The 17,116-nt window shown below is 69.3% G+C and carries 14 protein-coding genes; 6 read left to right on the top strand and 8 right to left on the bottom strand.

What is annotated here, in order from left to right; translation table 11 throughout:
• Window positions 1–373: 373 nt before the first annotated feature.
• The 4 genes from E1285_RS34775 to E1285_RS34760 are packed head-to-tail and all read left to right on the top strand — an operon-like array spanning window position 374 to window position 5,249.
• Complete coding sequence (locus E1285_RS34775) at window positions 374–895, top strand: hypothetical protein (protein WP_132158832.1); 522 nt, start codon at window positions 374–376, stop codon at window positions 893–895.
• A complete protein-coding gene (locus E1285_RS34770; protein ID WP_132158831.1) occupies window positions 889–1,698 on the top strand; it encodes a hypothetical protein in 810 nt (269 codons plus the stop codon). Before E1285_RS34775 ends, E1285_RS34770 begins: the two co-directional genes overlap by 7 nt.
• On the top strand, window positions 1,698–3,452 hold the full coding sequence (locus tag E1285_RS34765) for a serine/threonine-protein kinase (RefSeq protein ID WP_243723259.1): 1,755 nt from the start codon (window positions 1,698–1,700) through the stop codon (window positions 3,450–3,452). Before E1285_RS34770 ends, E1285_RS34765 begins: the two co-directional genes overlap by 1 nt.
• 45 nt (window positions 3,453–3,497) lie before the next feature.
• The gene (locus E1285_RS34760; RefSeq protein WP_132158829.1) at window positions 3,498–5,249 is read left to right on the top strand and encodes a serine/threonine-protein kinase; all 1,752 of its coding nucleotides are present in this window, start codon (window positions 3,498–3,500) and stop codon (window positions 5,247–5,249) included.
• Window positions 5,250–5,640: 391 nt separating this feature from the next.
• Here E1285_RS34760 and E1285_RS34755 read toward each other — a convergent pair whose 3' ends face one another.
• Entirely contained in the window at window positions 5,641–6,264 is a 624-nt protein-coding gene (locus tag E1285_RS34755; protein WP_132158828.1) for a TetR/AcrR family transcriptional regulator, read from the bottom strand.
• 62 nt (window positions 6,265–6,326) lie between these two features.
• On the opposite strand from E1285_RS34755, the gene E1285_RS34750 reads away from it, so the two are divergent.
• Window positions 6,327–7,091 (top strand): DUF4097 family beta strand repeat-containing protein, encoded by a 765-nt coding sequence (locus tag E1285_RS34750; protein WP_165966881.1) that lies wholly within the window; start codon window positions 6,327–6,329, stop codon window positions 7,089–7,091.
• Window positions 7,092–7,210: 119 nt separating this feature from the next.
• Here E1285_RS34750 and E1285_RS34745 read toward each other — a convergent pair whose 3' ends face one another.
• Window positions 7,211–8,728, bottom strand: coding sequence for an MFS transporter (locus E1285_RS34745; RefSeq protein WP_132158826.1), 1,518 nt, complete (start codon window positions 8,726–8,728; stop codon window positions 7,211–7,213).
• Between the two features lie 199 nt (window positions 8,729–8,927).
• Between E1285_RS34745 and E1285_RS34740 the strand changes: the two genes are divergently transcribed.
• The gene (locus E1285_RS34740) at window positions 8,928–9,875 is read left to right on the top strand and encodes an RNA polymerase sigma-70 factor (protein ID WP_132158825.1); all 948 of its coding nucleotides are present in this window, start codon (window positions 8,928–8,930) and stop codon (window positions 9,873–9,875) included.
• A 72-nt stretch (window positions 9,876–9,947) separates the two neighbouring features.
• Here E1285_RS34740 and E1285_RS48450 read toward each other — a convergent pair whose 3' ends face one another.
• From E1285_RS48450 to E1285_RS34710, 6 genes are all read right to left on the bottom strand, one after another.
• Window positions 9,948–10,268 (bottom strand): dihydrofolate reductase family protein, encoded by a 321-nt coding sequence (locus E1285_RS48450; RefSeq protein WP_207947031.1) that lies wholly within the window; start codon window positions 10,266–10,268, stop codon window positions 9,948–9,950.
• A 381-nt stretch (window positions 10,269–10,649) separates the two neighbouring features.
• A complete protein-coding gene (locus E1285_RS34730) occupies window positions 10,650–11,837 on the bottom strand; it encodes an FAD-binding oxidoreductase (protein WP_132158824.1) in 1,188 nt (395 codons plus the stop codon).
• A gap of 93 nt (window positions 11,838–11,930) precedes the next feature.
• Window positions 11,931–13,265: an FAD-binding oxidoreductase gene (locus tag E1285_RS34725; RefSeq protein WP_132158823.1), complete on the bottom strand. Its 1,335-nt coding sequence runs from the start codon at window positions 13,263–13,265 to the stop codon at window positions 11,931–11,933.
• A gap of 4 nt (window positions 13,266–13,269) precedes the next feature.
• Complete coding sequence (locus E1285_RS34720; RefSeq protein WP_132158822.1) at window positions 13,270–14,727, bottom strand: aldehyde dehydrogenase family protein; 1,458 nt, start codon at window positions 14,725–14,727, stop codon at window positions 13,270–13,272.
• A complete protein-coding gene (locus tag E1285_RS34715) occupies window positions 14,724–15,905 on the bottom strand; it encodes an aromatic ring-hydroxylating dioxygenase subunit alpha (protein ID WP_132158821.1) in 1,182 nt (393 codons plus the stop codon). The genes E1285_RS34720 and E1285_RS34715 overlap by 4 nt, the downstream gene beginning before the upstream one ends.
• A 132-nt stretch (window positions 15,906–16,037) precedes the next feature.
• Window positions 16,038–16,778, bottom strand: coding sequence for an IclR family transcriptional regulator (locus E1285_RS34710; RefSeq protein ID WP_243723257.1), 741 nt, complete (start codon window positions 16,776–16,778; stop codon window positions 16,038–16,040).
• Window positions 16,779–17,116 lie beyond the last annotated feature (338 nt).

Here is a 17,116-nt window from a genome sequence, read left to right as displayed (position 1 = left end):
CGACCTCATCTGCGTCTCGACGAACGTGATGTTGACGAACTCGACCTCGACCAGCACCTGCCCCTCACCGGGCACCGGATCGGGCGCCTCCCCCGGCACCAGCATCTCCGGCCCGCCGAACTCCCTCAGCCACACCGCACGCATATGTCACTCCTCCGCTCACACCGTTCACCTGCAGCGTGCTACCTCAAGCATGGTCGAGGTCAAGCCGTTCGCAACGAATCCCTTTTCTCGCCACACTCGCCTCTGTAAGCTTTCGCGCATATTCCGCCCCGTTGTCGGCTGCCGCTCAGGGATGGCGATGCGCGCCCGGTTGGTACGTTCCTCCCCACTGAGGTCTCACCGCGCCGCTGCCCTGCCCTTACTCTTGGCGGTGTGCGCGGTCGCCGGATGCGGCTCGTCCGGCTCGTCCTCCAGTGGCGAACTGGCCCCCAACGGCTCCTTCGACACCGGCGCCCCCGCCCCGGCGTCCACCGCCGTCGCCCCCTCGGCGATCCCCACGGCACAGCTCTTCGAGACGGTCCTCCAGCGCTACCGCGAGTACCACGACGCCTACAAGAAGGCGCACGAGAACAACGACCCCTCTGACCTGGGCACCGTCGCCATGGATCCGCTGCTCGCCACCGTGACGAAGGCCATCGAGTCCAACAAGGCGAGGGGCGTGATCTGGCGCTTCACGATGACCCTCAACCCACGCGTCTACGCACGCTCGAAAGACAGCACCAAGATCTACCTCGTCGACTGCGTTCGAACCCTCGCCGGATACCGCTACTCGGCGAAGACCGGTGAGCGCACCGGAGGCGGACCAGGCGGCGCCTACCTGTACCGGTACACCGTCCAGTACGACGATGGCTCCTGGAAGATCGCCGCCTCTGCCCGGGACGGCAAATGCTGATCTCGATATTCAGCGAAGGACACGCGATGTCTCACCAGCCCCCCAGCCGGCGCCGAGCAGCGCCGAGCGTCATCGCCGCGGCCGCCCTCCTCGCCCCCGCGCTCGCTTTCCCGGGACAAGCCGTGGCCTATGCAGCCGCCGGGCCGGGTGACTGTGTGAAACCCGACGATATCGACTGCAATGCAACGAGCATCACGGGCGGAACGTCCGGCGGTGGCGGTACAGGCGGAGGAGGTGGTGGCGCCTCCGGACCTGTGCAGCCGCCCGACCCTGTGGGGCTGACGGAGAACCAAGGGGTCGGCTTCGTCGACGTTCCCGGCGAACCACCGGCCCCCGCACCGCCCAGCACGTTCCTGCTGGTACAGCAGGCCAACGACTCGGCAGCGTTCCCGATACCGACCGTGCATACGGCTCCCACGGACAAGACGTACGTGAGGCTACGGACGAACCTGTGGGTGGAGGGTTTCGGCGTCGTCCAGACCGATCCGGTCAGTGCGGGTGCGCAGACGGTTCAGGCGACCGCGAAGCCCTCGTCGGTCACCTGGGATCTGGGTGAGAAGAAGCTCGTGTGCCAGGACGCCGGCAGCAAGGACGGGGAGACCTGTCACTACACGTTCAAGCGGTCATCCACGGGGCAACCGGGCGGCTCCTACAAGATCACCGCAACCGTCACATGGACCGTCAGCTGGACCTGTGAAGGCGACGACTGCGATACCGGAGGCGGCGACCTCGGCACCACCACCCGGACGTCGCAGCCGACGCCGCTCGTCGTCAGCGAGATCCAGACCAACACGGGCCAGTGATGTCGAGCGAACACCGGCTGCCGGGGTTCGTCGAGTTGGCGGAGTTAGGGTCCGGAGCCCAGGGCGAGGTGGTGCTCGCCCGACATGAGTCCGGCGGCGGACCTGTCGCGATCAAGTACCTCGCGACCGGACTGCTGGGTGACACTGCGGCGCGGAACACCTTCCGCGACGAGGCCCAGATGCTCAAACGGGTGGTCAACCCGCATGTGGCGCGACTACTGGAATACCTGGAGTCGCCCTGGGGCGCGGCGATCATCCTGGAAGCCGTCGCCGGGCGTCCCCTCCGCAAGGTTTTGGACGAACACGACGGCCCCCTGACCCCAGAGGCCGCACTGACGACGTTGAAGGGCTCCCTGCTCGGATTAGCCGCCGCGCACGCGGTCGGAGTCGTCCACCGCGACTACAAGCCCGCCAACGTACTCGTCCAAGACGACGGCCAGAGCAAACTGATCGACTTCGGGATCGCCGTCCTCACCGGACAGAGCGGCCGCGCTGGCACTCCGGTTTACATGGCACCCGAGCAATGGGCGGGCGAACCGGCCACCCCAGCAACCGATCTCTACGCGGCCACCTGTGTTTTCGTCGAGTGCGTCAGTGGCGAGAAACCTTTTCACGCAAAGACTCCGGACGCTCTGAAGGCCGAGCACAACAGCGCACCTCCACCGCTCGAACGGGTTCCCGAGCCACTCCGTCCGCTGGTCGAGCGAGGCATGGCCAAAAGCCCGTCCGACCGAATCTGGAACGCCTACGAGTTCGTCAATGAACTCGAAACCATTGCCGTCCAGACCTATGGACCGGACTGGGAACGACGCGGCATTGTCGCTCTCGGGGTCATCGCAGCGACCGTGACCACGACGGTTCCGCTGGCGATCCTCGGTGGCGCGATTCTGGCTCCCGGCGCTGCCGGTACGACGACGGCGGCAGGCACTGCGGCTTCCAGTGTGGTCGGCCCCGCGTCGGCGATGTACTCGCAGGGCGCAGCGACAGCGGACGTGATGACCAAGGTCGGTTCATCTACGTCCAAGGGCTTTCTGGGCAAGCTTGGAGGGGCGAAGGGCGCCACAGGCATCGGTGCCGCGGGCGTCGGTGCCGCGATCATCGCGTGGTTCTTCTGGCCGGCGAGCCCGACCGTCGGAGGGACGAGCCAAGGCACGGTCCACGGTTACTTCACTAACCCGGGTGCGCTTCTCGGTCAGCCGTCCATGCCCGCCGCCGAAACTCCGTACATGAACCTGAAGCTCACGGTGACACCCGCGCGCGCTAAGCCCGGAACAACAATGCGCATGATGATCGAGTTCAGTGCACGCACACCAAAAGGCGCGAAGTACTGGCCGAACGGCTCACGGCAATGCTTCGGAGAGACAGAAGAAGGTCGCCAGCAGGGCGATCCCTACGAGTTTGCCATAGGGACCAAAATTCCAACAAAGCACAAGAATTGGGTAGCGTTCTACCGAATTCCCCCGACGCACCCACAAGAGCTGCCTAAGAAAAAAGACGCCACCATCGTTGGCGCCACGGGGGGAGTCAGCGGCGAACACCAGCCTTACGTCTGGTCGGAATGTGCCACCATGAGCGAGTGGACAGAGATTCGCACGTTCACCGTCCCGAATTCCAATGACCTGAGATCAGGGAAGTATCTTCTTTCACCAGCGGTGCCTGTACAGATCACCGGCAAGAACGGGAACGTCCCACTCGAATCGATGGGGCCGGTTACAGAGGGGGCGTTGCCGCCGGTGGAGTTGCTGGACGAATGAAAATCAGGCAAAGCCACGATCGCCTAGACGGAGGTACCCGGGCCAATGACATCGCGCGAGCACCGGCTGCCGGGGTTCGTTGAGCTGGCGGAGTTGGGGGCCGGGGCTCAGGGCGAGGTGGTGCTCGCGCGGCATGAGTCCGGTGGTGGGCCGGTTGCGATCAAGTACCTCGCGACAGGGCTGCTGGGTGACACGGCGGCGCGGAACACCTTCCGTGACGAGGCCCAGATGCTCAAACGGGTCGTCGATCCGCATGTGGCGCGACTGCTGGAATACCTGGAATCGCCCTGGGGCGCAGCGATCATCCTGGAAGCCGTCGCCGGACGTCCCCTCCGCAAGGTCCTGGACGGGCACGACGGCCCCCTGACACCCGAAGCCGCGCTAGTGATGTTGAAAGGCTCATTGCTCGGGCTGGCCGCAGCGCACGCGGTCGGGGTCGTCCACCGCGACTACAAGCCCGCCAACGTGCTCATCCAAGACGACGGGCAAAGCAAACTGATCGACTTCGGCGTCGCCGTCCTCACCGGACAAGGCGGCAGCGCAGGCACCCCCGCCTACATGGCACCCGAACAGTGGGCCGGCGAACCCGCGACCCCCGCAACCGACCTCTATGCCGCCACCTGCGTCTTCGTCGAGTGCATCACCGGTGAGAGGCCCTTCCGGGGGCCGGCGCTGGAGACGCTGAGAACCGAGCACACCAACGCCCCACCGCCACTCGACCGGGTTCCCGAGCCATTGCGCCCGCTGGTCGAGCGAGGCATGGCCAAAAGCCCGTCCGACCGGGCCTGGAACGCCTACGAATTCGTCGGCCAACTCGAAACGGCCGCCGCGCAGACCTACGGACCCGACTGGGAACGCCGTGGACTCTTCGCCCTCGGAGCCATCGCCGCAACCGTGGCGACCACAGTCCCACTGGCGATCCTCGGAGGAGCGCTAGTCGCTCCCGGTGCTGCGTCGACGGCGGCGGGCACCGTCACCTCCGGGCTGGCCGCCCCGGGATCGATCGGCTATGCCCAAGGCACCGCAGCGGCCGATTTCGCGGCGAAGACCGGCGCATCCGCGTCGAAAGGCTTCCTGGGCAAGATCGGCGGGACGAAGGGGGCCGTGGGCATCGGCACCGCCGGGGTCGGCGCTGTGATCGCCGCCTGGGTGTTGTGGCCTTCGGGGCCGGGTGTCGGCGGGGAGAGCCGCGGCGGGATCCACGCCTACTTCACCCGCCCGGGCCTCTTGACCGGACAGCCCCACATGCCCGCCTCCGAGACCCCGTCCATGGATTTGATCATCACGGTCACTCCGGCGAGGGTGAAGCCGGGGACGAATCTGCGAGTGGTCCAGCAGTTCCGGGCCAAGACGCCGGCCGGCGCGAAATATCTCCCGGGCGGCCGGAGGCAATGCTTCGGCGAGAACCATAATCGGACCGATGTCGTCAACAACTACGAGTTCGGGTGGCACAGCACCGACGCCCCGTCCGAGGGGACGAACTTGGCCTTCTACCGCGTCCCCCCGGCGGAACTGAAAGAACTGCCGACAGGAACGGGCGCCGTCTTCGTCCCGGCGAAGAGCAAGAAGACGGGCGAATCGCAGCCCTACATCGAGGCCGAGTGCGCCTACCAGAGCAAATGGACCGAGACATTAACCCTGCGGGTGCCGGGCCCGGAGATCCTGGAACCGGGGACCTACTTGGTGTCGACCATCGCTCCGATGCGGATCACGGGCACCAGGGAGGGCGTCTCGCAGGAGACGATGGGGACGGTCAACGAAGGGGCTGCCCCGGTCATCGAAGTGCTGGACGGCTGAAGGGCGGGGAGCGGTCCCCGTCGGGCGAAGGGGCGGTGTGCTTCCGAACGGCCCCAGTCTGAAGTGACGGCCTTGGGTGGGAGGACGCTACGGCGCGGCCGGTGATGGCGCGTGTGCGGGAAGGCGTCATCGGAGGGGTGCCATCGGCTGCCCGGGTTGGGGATCGCGGGGCCCGTGCAGGGAGGTGCCCTTGATGTCGAGGTCGGGCAGGACCGGTCCAGTGGGTGGGGCCCACGCCCCACCGGGACGGTGATCGAGCGGAAGACCGGCAGCAGGAGCAGCATCGGGAGCCCGACACGGCGGTACGAGCCTGTCGGCGATGAAGCGGGCACGGCGGCGGTAGGCGGAGCGGTCGAGCCGGTGGAGCAGGGTCGCTGACCGGGTTGTCCTCTCAAGCGTCCGCGTGCGGGGGGAGCAGCGCGGTCAGGACGGTGGCGAACGCCCGCTCGATGACGTCGGCCGTGACGGCCTCCGGGTCGGCGAGGTGCTCGTTGACGAGGCCGTTGGTGAGGCAGTGCAGGATCAGCCCGGCCAGGTCCGGCGGGACGGCCGGGCTGGTCCCGGCGCGCTCGGTCAACTCGGCGATCGAGCGGGCGGCCGTGTCCCGCTGCGCGCGGCGCATGGGGGTGAGGACCTCCCGTGTCTTCTCGTCGCGGGCGGCGCGGGCGGCGAACTCCAAGCCGAGCTGGCCGCGGCCGGTGTCCGCGACGATCCGGGCGCTGATCACCTGGGCGACCCGGTCGATCATCGTGGCGGCGTCGCCGTCGAGTTCGGCCGTCACGGTGGCCAGCTCGTCCTGGGCGCCCTCGCCGAGGATCGCTCCGAAGAGTTCCTGCTTGCCGCCGAAGTTGGAGTAGACGGCGCCCTTGGTGAAGCCGGCGGCGTGGGCGATGTCCTCCAATCGGGCGTCGGCGTAGCCGTTCTCGGTGAACGCGCGCACCGCCTCCGCCAGCAGGCGCCGCCGGACCTCATCGCGCGGGACCCGCCTGGCGGGCCCTGGGTTGTCATCGCTCATGGGCGGACCGTAGCATACTGAAAGTACTGAATACTTTCGGTATCGAATCTGGAGGGTCTCCCTTGGCCATCTCGTACCGCCGGTCCCTGGCACTCGCCGCCGGCGCCCTGCTGGCACTCGCACCGCTCACCGGATGCGGCGCCTCAGCCGACGACGCCCGGCCGGAGAAACGCTCCTTCGGCCCGGTCGGCGACCGCCTCACGATCGTCAAGGACGAGGGTGACCTGGACGTCCGGCCCGGCGACGTGGACCGGGTCCAGGTCACCCGCCGGTTCGACCGCTGGGCGTTCATCGGCGGTGAGCCGGCCGCGACCTGGGAGTTCGAGGGCGACCGGCTCACCCTGGCCACCGACTGCGACACGCTCGTCGGTGGCTGCGAGGTGCGCTACGAGGTGCTCGTCCCCAGGAACCTCCCGCTGAGCATCGAGGGAGACAACGGGCGGATCTCCGCCACAGGTATCAGCACGGCGCTGCGGATTCGCAGCACCAACGGCGCGATCTCGGCCACCGGCGCCTCCGGACCGCTCGACCTGCGCACCGAGAGCGGCGAGCTCCGCTCCGCGTCCACCAGGTCGGAGCGCGTCACGGCCACCTCGCAGAACGGGAAGGTCGGCCTGTCGTTCGCCCACGCGCCCCGGCAGGTGGCCGTGACGACCGAGAACGGCGAGGTGAAGGTGACGGTCCCCCGCGCCGCGTACAAGGTCACCACTAGTACCGAGAACGGCGACGTCCACTCCGGCGTCCCCAACGAGGCCTCCGCCCCCCGTTCGATCACCGCCCGCAGCGGCAGCGGTGCGATCACCCTGAACACCGCGGCAGGCGACTGACGGGGAGCGAGTACCTCCGCGACCCTTACCTTGCCGGCCTGGACGACCCGTACGATCGGCGGCGCGCTTCCGGTTCGGCGCAGGACGTTCGTGACCGGCCCAGACCTCTGCCGGAGGGGTCAGGGGTGAGCGAGCGCCGGCTCGCCGTCCTCGGCGCCCCCCGCGCCCTCGCCGTCCTCGGTGACGGCCTGGTGTTCGGGGCGCGAAGTGTTCATCAGGACAGCGACGATCACGGCGCCGGCCAGGAGGATCCCCGCGGTCCAGGTTCCGGCTGTCACGAATCCTTCCAGCATCGCCTTCTTGGCGAAGGCCGGGCTCCCGCCCTGCGAGGCATGTGCGGCCAGGTAGTCCGCGGTCGCGCTGGTGGCGATGGTGTTGATCAGCGCGGTGCCGAGCGAGCTGCTGATCTGCTGCGCGGTGTTGACGCTGGCCGAGGCGATGCCCGCGTCGCGCTGGTCGACGCCGTGGGTGGCGTAGTTGAAGGCCACCGGCATGATCACGCCCGCCCCCAAGCCGAGCAGGAGTTCTGAGACAAGCACGCCCTCGACGTAGGCGGTGCCGATCTCCATGGTGCGCAGCCACAGCATGCCGAAGGCGATGAGCAGCATGCCCGGCACGATCAGCATCCGCGGCGGGAGCTTGGGCAGCAGCCGGGTGGCGAGCCCGCCTGCCGACACCAGGACCGCCACGGTCATCGGGAGGAAGGCCACACCCGTCCTGATCGGCGAGTATCCCTTGACGACCTGCAAGTAGTAGGTCATGAAGAGGAACGCCCCGAACATCCCGACCATGGCCAGTCCCGCGCTCAGGTAGGCGCCGCCGCGGGTTCGGCTGGCGATCAGGCGCGGCGGCAGCATCGGCTGCGGCACCCGGCCCTCGACGAAGGCGAACGCGGCGAGCAGGACCGCGCCCCCGGCCAGCAGACCGATGACCTTCGCCGAGCCCCAGCCGTCGGACTCCGCCTGGCTCGTGCCGTACACGATCGCGACCAGCCCGGCGGTCACCAGGAGCACGCCGGGGATGTCGAACCGGGCCCTGCCCCCGTTCTGCGACTCGGCCAGCATCGCGTACCCGCCGACCGCCGCGGTCAGGGCGATCGGGACGCTGACGTACAGGCACCAGCGCCAGTCCAGGTAGTCGGTCAGCGCCCCGCCGGCCAGCAGCCCGATCGCGCCGCCCACGGCGGTGATGGCGCCCCAGATCCCGAACGCCTTGGCGCGCTCCTTGGGCTGAGTGAACGTCACGGTCAGCAGCGAGAGCGCGGACGGGCCGAGCAGTGCGGCGAACCCACCCTGCAGGGCACGGGCGATCAGCAGCATCTCGAAGTCGGCCGCCGCGCCGCCGAGTGCCGACGCCCCGGCGAAGCCGAGCAGTCCGATCAGGAAGGTCCGCTTGCGGCCGGTGTAGTCGGCGATCCGGCCGCCGAGCAGCAGCAGGCTGCCGAACGCCAGCGTGTACCCGGTGATGATCCACTGCCGGTCGCCGTCGGAGATCCCCAGATCTCGCTGGAGCGACGGCAGCGCGATGTTCACGACCGTCCCGTCCAGAACGATCATGAGCTGGGCCAGCCCTATGAAGAACAGCGCGGCCCAGCGGCGCGAATCGGCCGCCGGGTCCTGTGCCTTCGTCGTTGCCATGACTTCGTCCTCCGCTGGTGGTCTGCGCGCCGCGCGGATCGTCCGCGCGGCGTCCTGACAGTCACGAGACGACGGCGCCTCATGCCCTGTAACAGCGCGGTCGTGTGACGTGGGTCATCGCTCGTGGGTGTTACAAAGCGCTGGGGAGCGGCGTCTAGTGCGTGTGGCGGAGCTGAGGTCGAGCGGGCGGGAGCCAGGCATGAGCCAGCGCAGCGAGCGGACGACGGACGCAGCCGGCCCGCTCGAACGTGCCGACCAGGCGGATTCGGTGGATTCGGCCACCGAGGTGTTCGTTGCCCACCGCAACCTGCTGTTCACCGTCGCCTACGAGATGCTCGGTTCGGCCGCCGACGCCGAGGACGTCCTGCAGGAGACCTGGCTGCGCTGGGTGGGCGTCGACCTGGCCACCGTGCGGGAGCAGCGTGCGTACCTGGTGCGGATCGTCACCCGGCAGGCGCTGGACCGGCTGCGTGCGCTCGGCCGACGCAAGGAGTCCTACGTCGGGCCGTGGCTGCCCGAGCCGCTGCTGACCGCCCCCGATGTGGCCGAGGACGTCGAGCTGGCCGAAAGCGTCTCGATGGCGATGCTGCTGGTGCTGGAGACGCTCCAGCCGATCGAGCGGGCGGTGTTCGTGCTGCGCGAGGTGTTCGACCTGGCCTACGACGAGATCGCCGACGCCGTCGGCAAGACCCCGGCGGCGGTACGCCAGATCGCCTACCGGGCGCGGGCGCGCGTCGCCGCGCGCCGGCCGCGCGGCGGCGTCTCCCCGGCCGAGACCCGAGCCGCGCTCGGGGCCTTCCAGCGCGCGGTCGAAACCGGCGATCTGCGGCGCCTGCTCGACATCCTGGCGCCGGACGTCGTCGCCCTGAGCGACGGCGGCGGAATCAAACATGCCCTGCTTCGGCCCATCGTGGGCGCGGAGAAGGTGGCCCGGCTGCTGGCCGCCGGCTGGTGGAAGCGCGACGCCGAGAGGACAGTCGAGCTGGTGCAGATCAACGGTGGCCCGGGGCTGCTCGTCCGAGTCGGTGGGGAGATCGACGGCGTGGTGGCGGTGCGGGTCGAGAGCGGCTACGTCACCGGCGCCTACCACGTGCGCAATCCCGACAAGCTGTCGCGGATGGAACGGGAGACCGTCGTGAGCCGCTGACACCGCAACGATCTGCAGCCCGCGCTGCGCCCGGAGATCGGTGATCGAGGTGCTGGACGAAGCGACCGGGGCTCAGTGCCGGACGGGGTAGCGCAGGTGGAGGGCTCGGTGGCCCTGGACGACGATCGGGTCTTCGAGGAGTTGGTGGTGGCCCCCGTACAGCTTCGTGAAGTACGGGATTCCCTCGCCGAACAGCACCGGCACGAGGCTGACGCAGACCTCGTCCACCAGCCCGGCGTCGAGTGCCTGCTGGGTGATCGTCGTGCTCGCGATGATGACGTCCTGGTCTCCGGCGATCTGCCTGGCCCGGGTGATCGCGGCGTCGACGCCGTCGACGAACGTCGTGGTGGGCCACCTCGTGGCGGCGTCCTCGGGTGTGCGATGCGTGACCACGACGACGGGGCGCCTACCGGGTGCTTGTCGCCCCAGCCGTCGGCGATGTCGAACAGGCGGCGGCCGGCGACGAGCGCACCGCAGTTGCCGGTCATCTCGTGGAGTACTTGCGCACCGGCTTCGTCGACCTGGAGCGAGACGGTCTCGTTCGGGTTCGGTACGGTCACCTCGCCTGTCTCGTACCACTCGAACAGTTCCCCGACCTGGTCGTTCGGGTCTGCGACGAACCCGTCCAGCGACATCGTCATATGGGTCAGCACCTTGCCCATCGTGGGGGCCTCCTCGCTTGTCGGCTGCTTCCCCCGTATCGACCTCCGCTGACGGTGAAACTCATCGGCTTCGGGAGTCTGGGGGCGAGGTGGCCCTTGGCGCCGCCGGGGGTTACCGCATCTGCCCGGCGCCTGTGTAGGGGTGTGGGCTTCTGAGGGGTTGGTGCTGGTCGAAGCGTTCGAGGCGGAAGTCGTCGGCCCTTATGTGTGGATCGGTGCCGGCTCGCCGGGTCACTATGTCCGCCATCAAGGTGCCGACCGCCGGGGAGATTTTGTAGCCGTGGCCGCTGAATCCTGCGCAGATGTAGAGGTCTTGGATCGGGGTGGCGCTCAGGATGGGGTTGTAGTCCGGTGTCACGTCGTAGCAGCCCGCGTAGCTGGACGAGAGTGCCGGGGCCGGGAGCTTCGGTAGGCGGCTGTCCAGCTTATCGACGGTGCCGGCTATGTGCGCTTCGTCGGCCTGGTTGGAGTAGTGGTCCGGGTCGGCGAACTCGGGGCTGGCATGGTCGCTGTTGCCGACCAGGAGTTCACCTGAGCGTTCGGTCCGGATGTACTGCAGATTGACGAGATCTGAGAACACCGGCGCATCGCGTATCGGCTCTCCGGGGTCGATGAGGAGGATCTGTTCGCGCTGGGCGCGGATGGGGAGATGGAGGCCGAGGGGCGCGCATAGCGGCACGGACCAGGGGCCGGCGGCGACGACGATGCTGCCGGCGTGGATGTGCTCCCCGGCGGCGACGACGCCGACGGCGTGCCCGGACGGCCCCAGGGTGATGCCGGTGACCGGGGTGTCCTGCCGGATGGAGACGCCGAGCCGCCGGGCGGCGTGCGCGAACGCCTGGCCGGTCTGGTAGGCGTCGCCGTAGCCGCCTCGCGGCTCGTAGGCGAACGCCGCGAAGTCGGTGAGGTCGGCCCAGGGCCACAGGGCTTGTACGTCGTCGTGGCTGATGGTCTGGACGTCGATGCCGATCTGATGGTGCATCGCTAGGTTCGCCTCTAGGGCGGCCACGTTCTCCGGGCCGACGCCCACTACGTAGCCGGTTTGCTGGAAGCCGACGTCCTGGCCGAGGAGGTCTTGGGCGTTCTCGAATATCTGGAGGCCGTTCCAAGCCATTGCTGCGAGAGACGGCACGCCGTAGTGGCAGCGCACGACGCCGCTGGATTTGGCGGTGCCGCCGGAGCAGAGGGTGCCGCGCTCCAGGACGAGGACGTCGCGTACACCGCGTTGTGCGAGCGCCCACGCGGTGCTCAATCCCTCGATCCCGCCTCCGATGATGATGACGTCCGGGCTGGGAGACATGGTCTTCCTCTCTGCGTCAGCGTCTCTGCGTCAGCGTCTCTGCGTCGGCGTCTCTGCGTCGGCGTCCTTGCGTCGGCGTCTCTGCGTCGGCGTCTAGCTCCAGGGGAATGGAGAGTGGCTGACGGGATGGAGGCGGCCCGCTTCGAACCGGGAGAACCGGAACGGTTCGAGGAGGGCTTGGGGTTCGCCGAGGAGTTCCTTCGCGACGAGCGCGCCGACGCCGATCATCTTGTAGCCGTGGTTGGAGTCGGCGACGACGGTGACGTTGTCGTGGAATCGGTCGAACACCGGGAAGCTGTCGGGGGTGAAGCAGCCGATGCCTCCGGACGGCTGCTTGGAGAACAGGTGCTGCTTGCCCTCGAAGCGTTCCAGGCAGTGGGCGAGGCCGGTGGTCCACAGCCGCGCGAAGTCGGCGCCGACGACGAAATCCCTGCTGGCCGGTCCGTACGGTTCGACCGCCACCTCTTCGGCCGGACGGTCGACGTGCAGCGGGACGGCGCCGCCCTGGACTCCCCCGAAGTGGAGGTCCGGCTTGAAGTAGATGCCCCACATCGCGTCCGTCACGAGGTCGCCGTCAGCGTCGTGCAGTGGTGCATCGCTGTCGAGGTGGACCACGGGCGGGGCGTGGCCGTCCGCGTCGGTCAAGAAGGCCGGTTCCACCTCCAGCGTGCCCTCTTGCAGCGACCAGTACGTCCACATCGGCTTCTGGTGGAATTCGCCGCGCGGGTCGCGGATCTTCACGCGGGCGGGTAGGTCGAGCATGCTCCACAGGTCCCGGACCCATGGCCCGGCGGCGACGACGACCTGCTCGCACCGGATGTCGCCGTGGTTCGTGTGCACGGTGGTCACCGCACCGCTGTCCAGGCGGACGTCCTCGACCCGTACCCCGGGAACGATGCGCACGCCCCTCGCCTCGGCCTTGGCGGCAAGGCCGCGCATGGACGCCATGTTGTTGGCGTAGCCGCCGCGATGCTCGTGCAGCACGCTGGTGACGTTCTCGGCACGCCAGTCGGGGAAGATGCGTCGCAGGTAGCGGCGCGCCTCAGCGGCGCCCTCGACGAACGTCGACGGGTAACCGATCTCGCGCTGCTGCTCGTAGACGGTGCGGACGTCCGCCCGCATGGACTCCGGGGAGATCTGCAGATAGCCGACCGGATGGTAGGAGAACGCCGCCGGGTCGGATTCCCAGATATCGACCGAGTGGGCCATCAGTTCGCGCATCGCGGGCTGGAAGTAGTTGTTGCGGACGACCCCGCACGCGATGCCCGACGCGCCCGCGCCGATACCGGATTTATCGATGACGAGGACGTCCGCCCCGGTACCGGCGCCGCGCGCCTCCAGTTCCCTGGCCAGATGCCAGGCCGTGGACAGCCCGTGGACGCCCGCGCCCACGACGACGTATCGGACGGCTCTGGGAAGCGACTGCACTTGATCACCTCGTGGGGACGGGAACGTCCTGGTAGTGGGCCTGGAGGGTCGTCAGGGAGGAGTAGACGTACTCCCCTCCTTCGGGGTGGCCGTTGCCGGAGTCCTTCACTCCGGCGAACGGCGCTTCGAGGTCCACGGCGTCGCCGCGGCGGTTGACCGCCACGACGCCGGTGTGCAGGACCTCGGCCGCTTCCGCGGCGATCGCGGGATCGGCGGTGAACACCGAGGCGCTGAGACCGAACGGCGTCGCGTTGGCCATCGGCCACGCGGCGTCGGCGGACGGGAACGTCTCGACGGACACCACCGGCGCGAACAGCTCGTGGCGGCGCAGCGGCTCGTCCGGGGACAGGCCGGTCAGCAACGTGGCGGGGAAGAACGCCTCCGGCGCCACCGCCGGATCCGCCGGGGACGGGGACGGGGACCGGGCGACGACGCGCGCACCGCAGGACGCCGCGTCCGCCACGGCGCGTTCGGCGCGTGTCGCGGCGGCCGGGTTGACGAGCGGCCCCAGGTCCACGTCCGGGCGGGCCGGGTCCCCGGAGGTGAGGCCGCCGATCCGGGTCGCCAGCGCGTCCATGAGGGCATCGGCGGCGGCCTCGTGCACCAGCACGCGGCGGGTTGCGGTGCATTTCTGCCCGTTGATGGCCGTCCCGGCGGCGATGATGCAGTCGGCGGCGTGTTCCAGGTCGGCGTCCGGGAAGACGAGCGCCGCGTTCAGCCCGCCCATCTCCAGGGCGCAGGGGACGAACCGCCCGGCCAGGCTCTGGCTGATCGCGCGGCCGGCCGCCGTCGAGCCGGTGAAGTGCACGGACGCGACGCGGGGGTCGGCGCACAGCGCGCGGGCCCGGTCGGGTCCGCCGAGGACGAGTTCCATGGCTCCTGGGGGAAGGCCGGCCTCGCGCAGCAGTTCCCGCGCGGCGACCGCGGTGCCGGAGGCGAGCTCGGACGGCTTCCACACGACCGTGTTGCCGGCCAGCAGGGCAGGCAGCCACTTCCACGCGGGGGTGAGCAGGGGCACGTTCCATGGCGTGATGGCGGCGACGACACCGAGGGGGCGACGGCGGACCACCGCGCCGCCACGCCGCTCGACCGGCGGCGGGTGGTCGGCGTACCAGCGTGCGGACGTGACGGTCCAGGCGGCCTCGGCGACGGCGTCCCGGTGCAGCTTGCCCATCTCGGCGACGATCAGTTCGGCCAGCCGCGACGCGTCCCGCTCGACCAGGCCGGCGAAATCGCGCAGCACCGCCTGGCGATCCTGGATCGGGCGCCGCGCCCATGCCTCCTGTGCCGCGTGGGCACGGCCGACCGTGGCGCCGACGTCGGCGAGCGCGGTGGCCGGGGAGGTGAAGGCGACCTTGCCCGTCGCCGGGTTGCGGCTCTCCACCTCGTCGTTGGTCCGGTTGGTGTCGTTGGTCCGGCTGGTGTCGATGGCCCGGTTGGTGTTGATGGTCCGGTCGGTCATGACGCCCCCATTTCGCTGCCGGCGGCGGAACCCGGCTGCTGCGAGGCCGCGGGCGGGCCGCCCAGCGCGTCGAGGTAGTAGGAGTAGAAGTCGCCGATGATGTGCTCGGCCGGCACGAGCACTCCCCGGTAGGCGCTGGACCGCATGCCGAGCTGGCAGCGGCGGCAGGCCTCGAAGTCCTGCCGGTTGGTGATGTCGAGGATGGCCACGGCGTCGCTCGGGTCGAAGCCGTCCGCCGCCATCACCTCGCGGTCGAAGAGCCAGTCGACGACGACGCGGGTGTGCCCCGGCCCCTGCGGTTCCAGGCGGAAGAACGCCACGTGATCGGGGACGAGGATGATGAACGCGTTGGGTCGGAGGATGATGCCGTGGAACGCGCGGTCGTCCTCCGCGAGCAGGCCGGGCAGCCGCGGACGGGCCGCCTTCCCGGACAGCGAGAACCCCTCGACGTCCTCGGCGAAGGTCGCTCCGGCGCCGCCGCCACCGCCGCTGATGCTTCCGTAGCCGGAGCGGAACTGGGGCAGCGCCGCGGTGAGCTCGGGGTGGATCGTCGGGCAGTGGTAGCACTCCGTGAAGTTCTCGATGATCGACTTCCAGTTGGACTCCACCTCGTAGACGATCGTCGTCGCCGTCCCGAGCCGGTCGATGCCGTAGCGGTCCAGGACGGCGGGGCCGCCGAGGCGGTCGGCCAGCTGCGGCTCGACCTGCGCGGCGAGCGGCGGCGCGTCCGGGTCCAGGCTGACCCAGACGTACCCCTGCCACTGTTCCGCCCGGAGCCGGTGCAGGCCGTAGTCCTCCTTCACCAGGTCGGGGATGCGGCGCATGTTCGGCGCGGCGATCAGCCGTCCGTCCAGGCCGTACGTCCAGGCGTGGTACACGCAACGGATGCTGTTGCCGACCGTGCCGGACTCGTCGGTGCACAGCCGGGCGCCGCGGTGCCTGCACAGGTTGCGGAACGCGCGGACCTCGCCGTCACGGCCACGGACGACCAGCACGCTTTCGTCGCCGACGTCGGCCCGCAGGAACCGGCCCGGCTGCGGCACGGCGTCGGCGCGGCCGACGCACATCCACGATCGCTCGAAGATGCGGCGCTTCTCGGCTTCGAAGACGGCGGGATCGGTGTAGTACCCGCCAGGCAGTGCCGGGACGAGGCTCGGTGCGTCGGTGACGGTTCCCACGGCGGCCACCCTTCCTGGGTCGAACAACCACTGTGTCTCGTATAGCGAAACACAATCGCTATACGAGACAAAGCTTGAGCGCCATGAAGCCCGGCGTCAAGACCTCACGTCCCGACGCCTGAAGACGGGCGGTCAGCCCTGCTTGGGGAACCCGTTGCGCTGCGAGATCTCCGCCGCCGCGGCGAGTACGTGCTCGGCGACGTCGGACATGTTGTCCTTGTTGATCCGGAAAGTGGGACCGGAGACGACGACGGCGGCGACGACCTCGCCGTCCAGGGAGCGGATGGGGGCGGCCACGGCCGCCATCCCGATCTCGTCCTCCTCCACGGTGGAGGCGTAGCCGCGCTCCCGGACGAGCGCGAGCTGCCGTCCAAGGGCCGCCGGGTCGGTGACGGTGTGCGGCGTGTAGCTCGGCAGCCCCTCCGCCAGGATCTCGTCGAGCTGCGCAGGCGCCATGCTCGCCAGGAACACCTTCCCGGCCGAGGTGGCGTGCATCGGGGTGCGCTGCCCGACCCAGTTGACGGTGGTGACCGCCGACGACCCGATCACCTGGTCGACGCTGATCACCATGCTTCCGTCGTGGATCGCCACGTTCACCGTCTCGCCCACCGCCTCGGCGAGCTCATGGCACACCGGCCGGCTGAGCAGCGACAGGTCGTGCTTCTTGGTCGCACCGGCCGCGAGCTGCACCACGCCGTAGCCGAGCCGGTACCTGCCCCGCTCGGAGTTCTGCTCCACCATTCCGCGTGCTTCCAGCGTCGCCAGCAGGCGGAACACCGTGGACTTGTGCAGACCGAGCTCCGCGGCGATCTCCGTGACCTGGGCCGCTCCATGCCGTCCCAGAACCTGGAGGATGGAGACCGCACGGTCCACGGACTGGACGGAAGAGCCTCGCGTCCCGCGATCCTTGGGCATAGCGAAACACTACTGCCGCCCACATCCACCGCCGCTCCCCAAGCTCCACCGAGGGCCGCACCAGCTTGATCACTTGACCGTGCGGCAGCCACCCGCACGGCCCAGCCAGGGAACCGCCTCCGCAGACTGATCGGCACCACGGCCTCGTTCACGCCGCGCCGCCAGGCAGCGTGAGGTGGGCCGTCGGCGAGGTGCCAGCGTGGGGCTGGTCCTTTTCCGACGGCCTCCTCCCGAACCCGCCGTGCAGCTTTCACTGCAACGGGCTCTCCAGTGGCTGCTGCGTGGTTGCGGTGGAC

The organism is Actinomadura sp. 7K507 (assembly GCF_004348425.1).
Lineage (GTDB): Bacteria > Actinomycetota > Actinomycetes > Streptosporangiales > Streptosporangiaceae > Spirillospora.
Note: the sequence above shows the minus strand (reverse complement) of the source record. Positions and strands in the feature narration are given on the sequence as shown.

Bases quoted from the DNA above. Each gene is read 5' to 3' on its own strand.
- E1285_RS34730 (WP_132158824.1), bottom strand. From the start codon at position 11,837: ATGTCTCCCAGCCCGGACGTCATCATCATCGGAGGCGGGATCGAGGGA.
- E1285_RS34755 (WP_132158828.1), bottom strand. From the start codon at position 6,264: ATGAGCGATGACAACCCAGGGCCCGCCAGGCGGGTCCCGCGCGATGAG.
- E1285_RS34745 (WP_132158826.1), bottom strand. From the start codon at position 8,728: ATGGCAACGACGAAGGCACAGGACCCGGCGGCCGATTCGCGCCGCTGG.
- E1285_RS34765 (WP_243723259.1), top strand. From the start codon at position 1,698: ATGTCGAGCGAACACCGGCTGCCGGGGTTCGTCGAGTTGGCGGAGTTA.
- E1285_RS34760 (WP_132158829.1), top strand. From the start codon at position 3,498: ATGACATCGCGCGAGCACCGGCTGCCGGGGTTCGTTGAGCTGGCGGAG.
- E1285_RS34720 (WP_132158822.1), bottom strand. From the start codon at position 14,727: ATGACCGACCGGACCATCAACACCAACCGGGCCATCGACACCAGCCGG.
- E1285_RS34740 (WP_132158825.1), top strand. From the start codon at position 8,928: ATGAGCCAGCGCAGCGAGCGGACGACGGACGCAGCCGGCCCGCTCGAA.
- E1285_RS34770 (WP_132158831.1), top strand. From the start codon at position 889: ATGCTGATCTCGATATTCAGCGAAGGACACGCGATGTCTCACCAGCCC.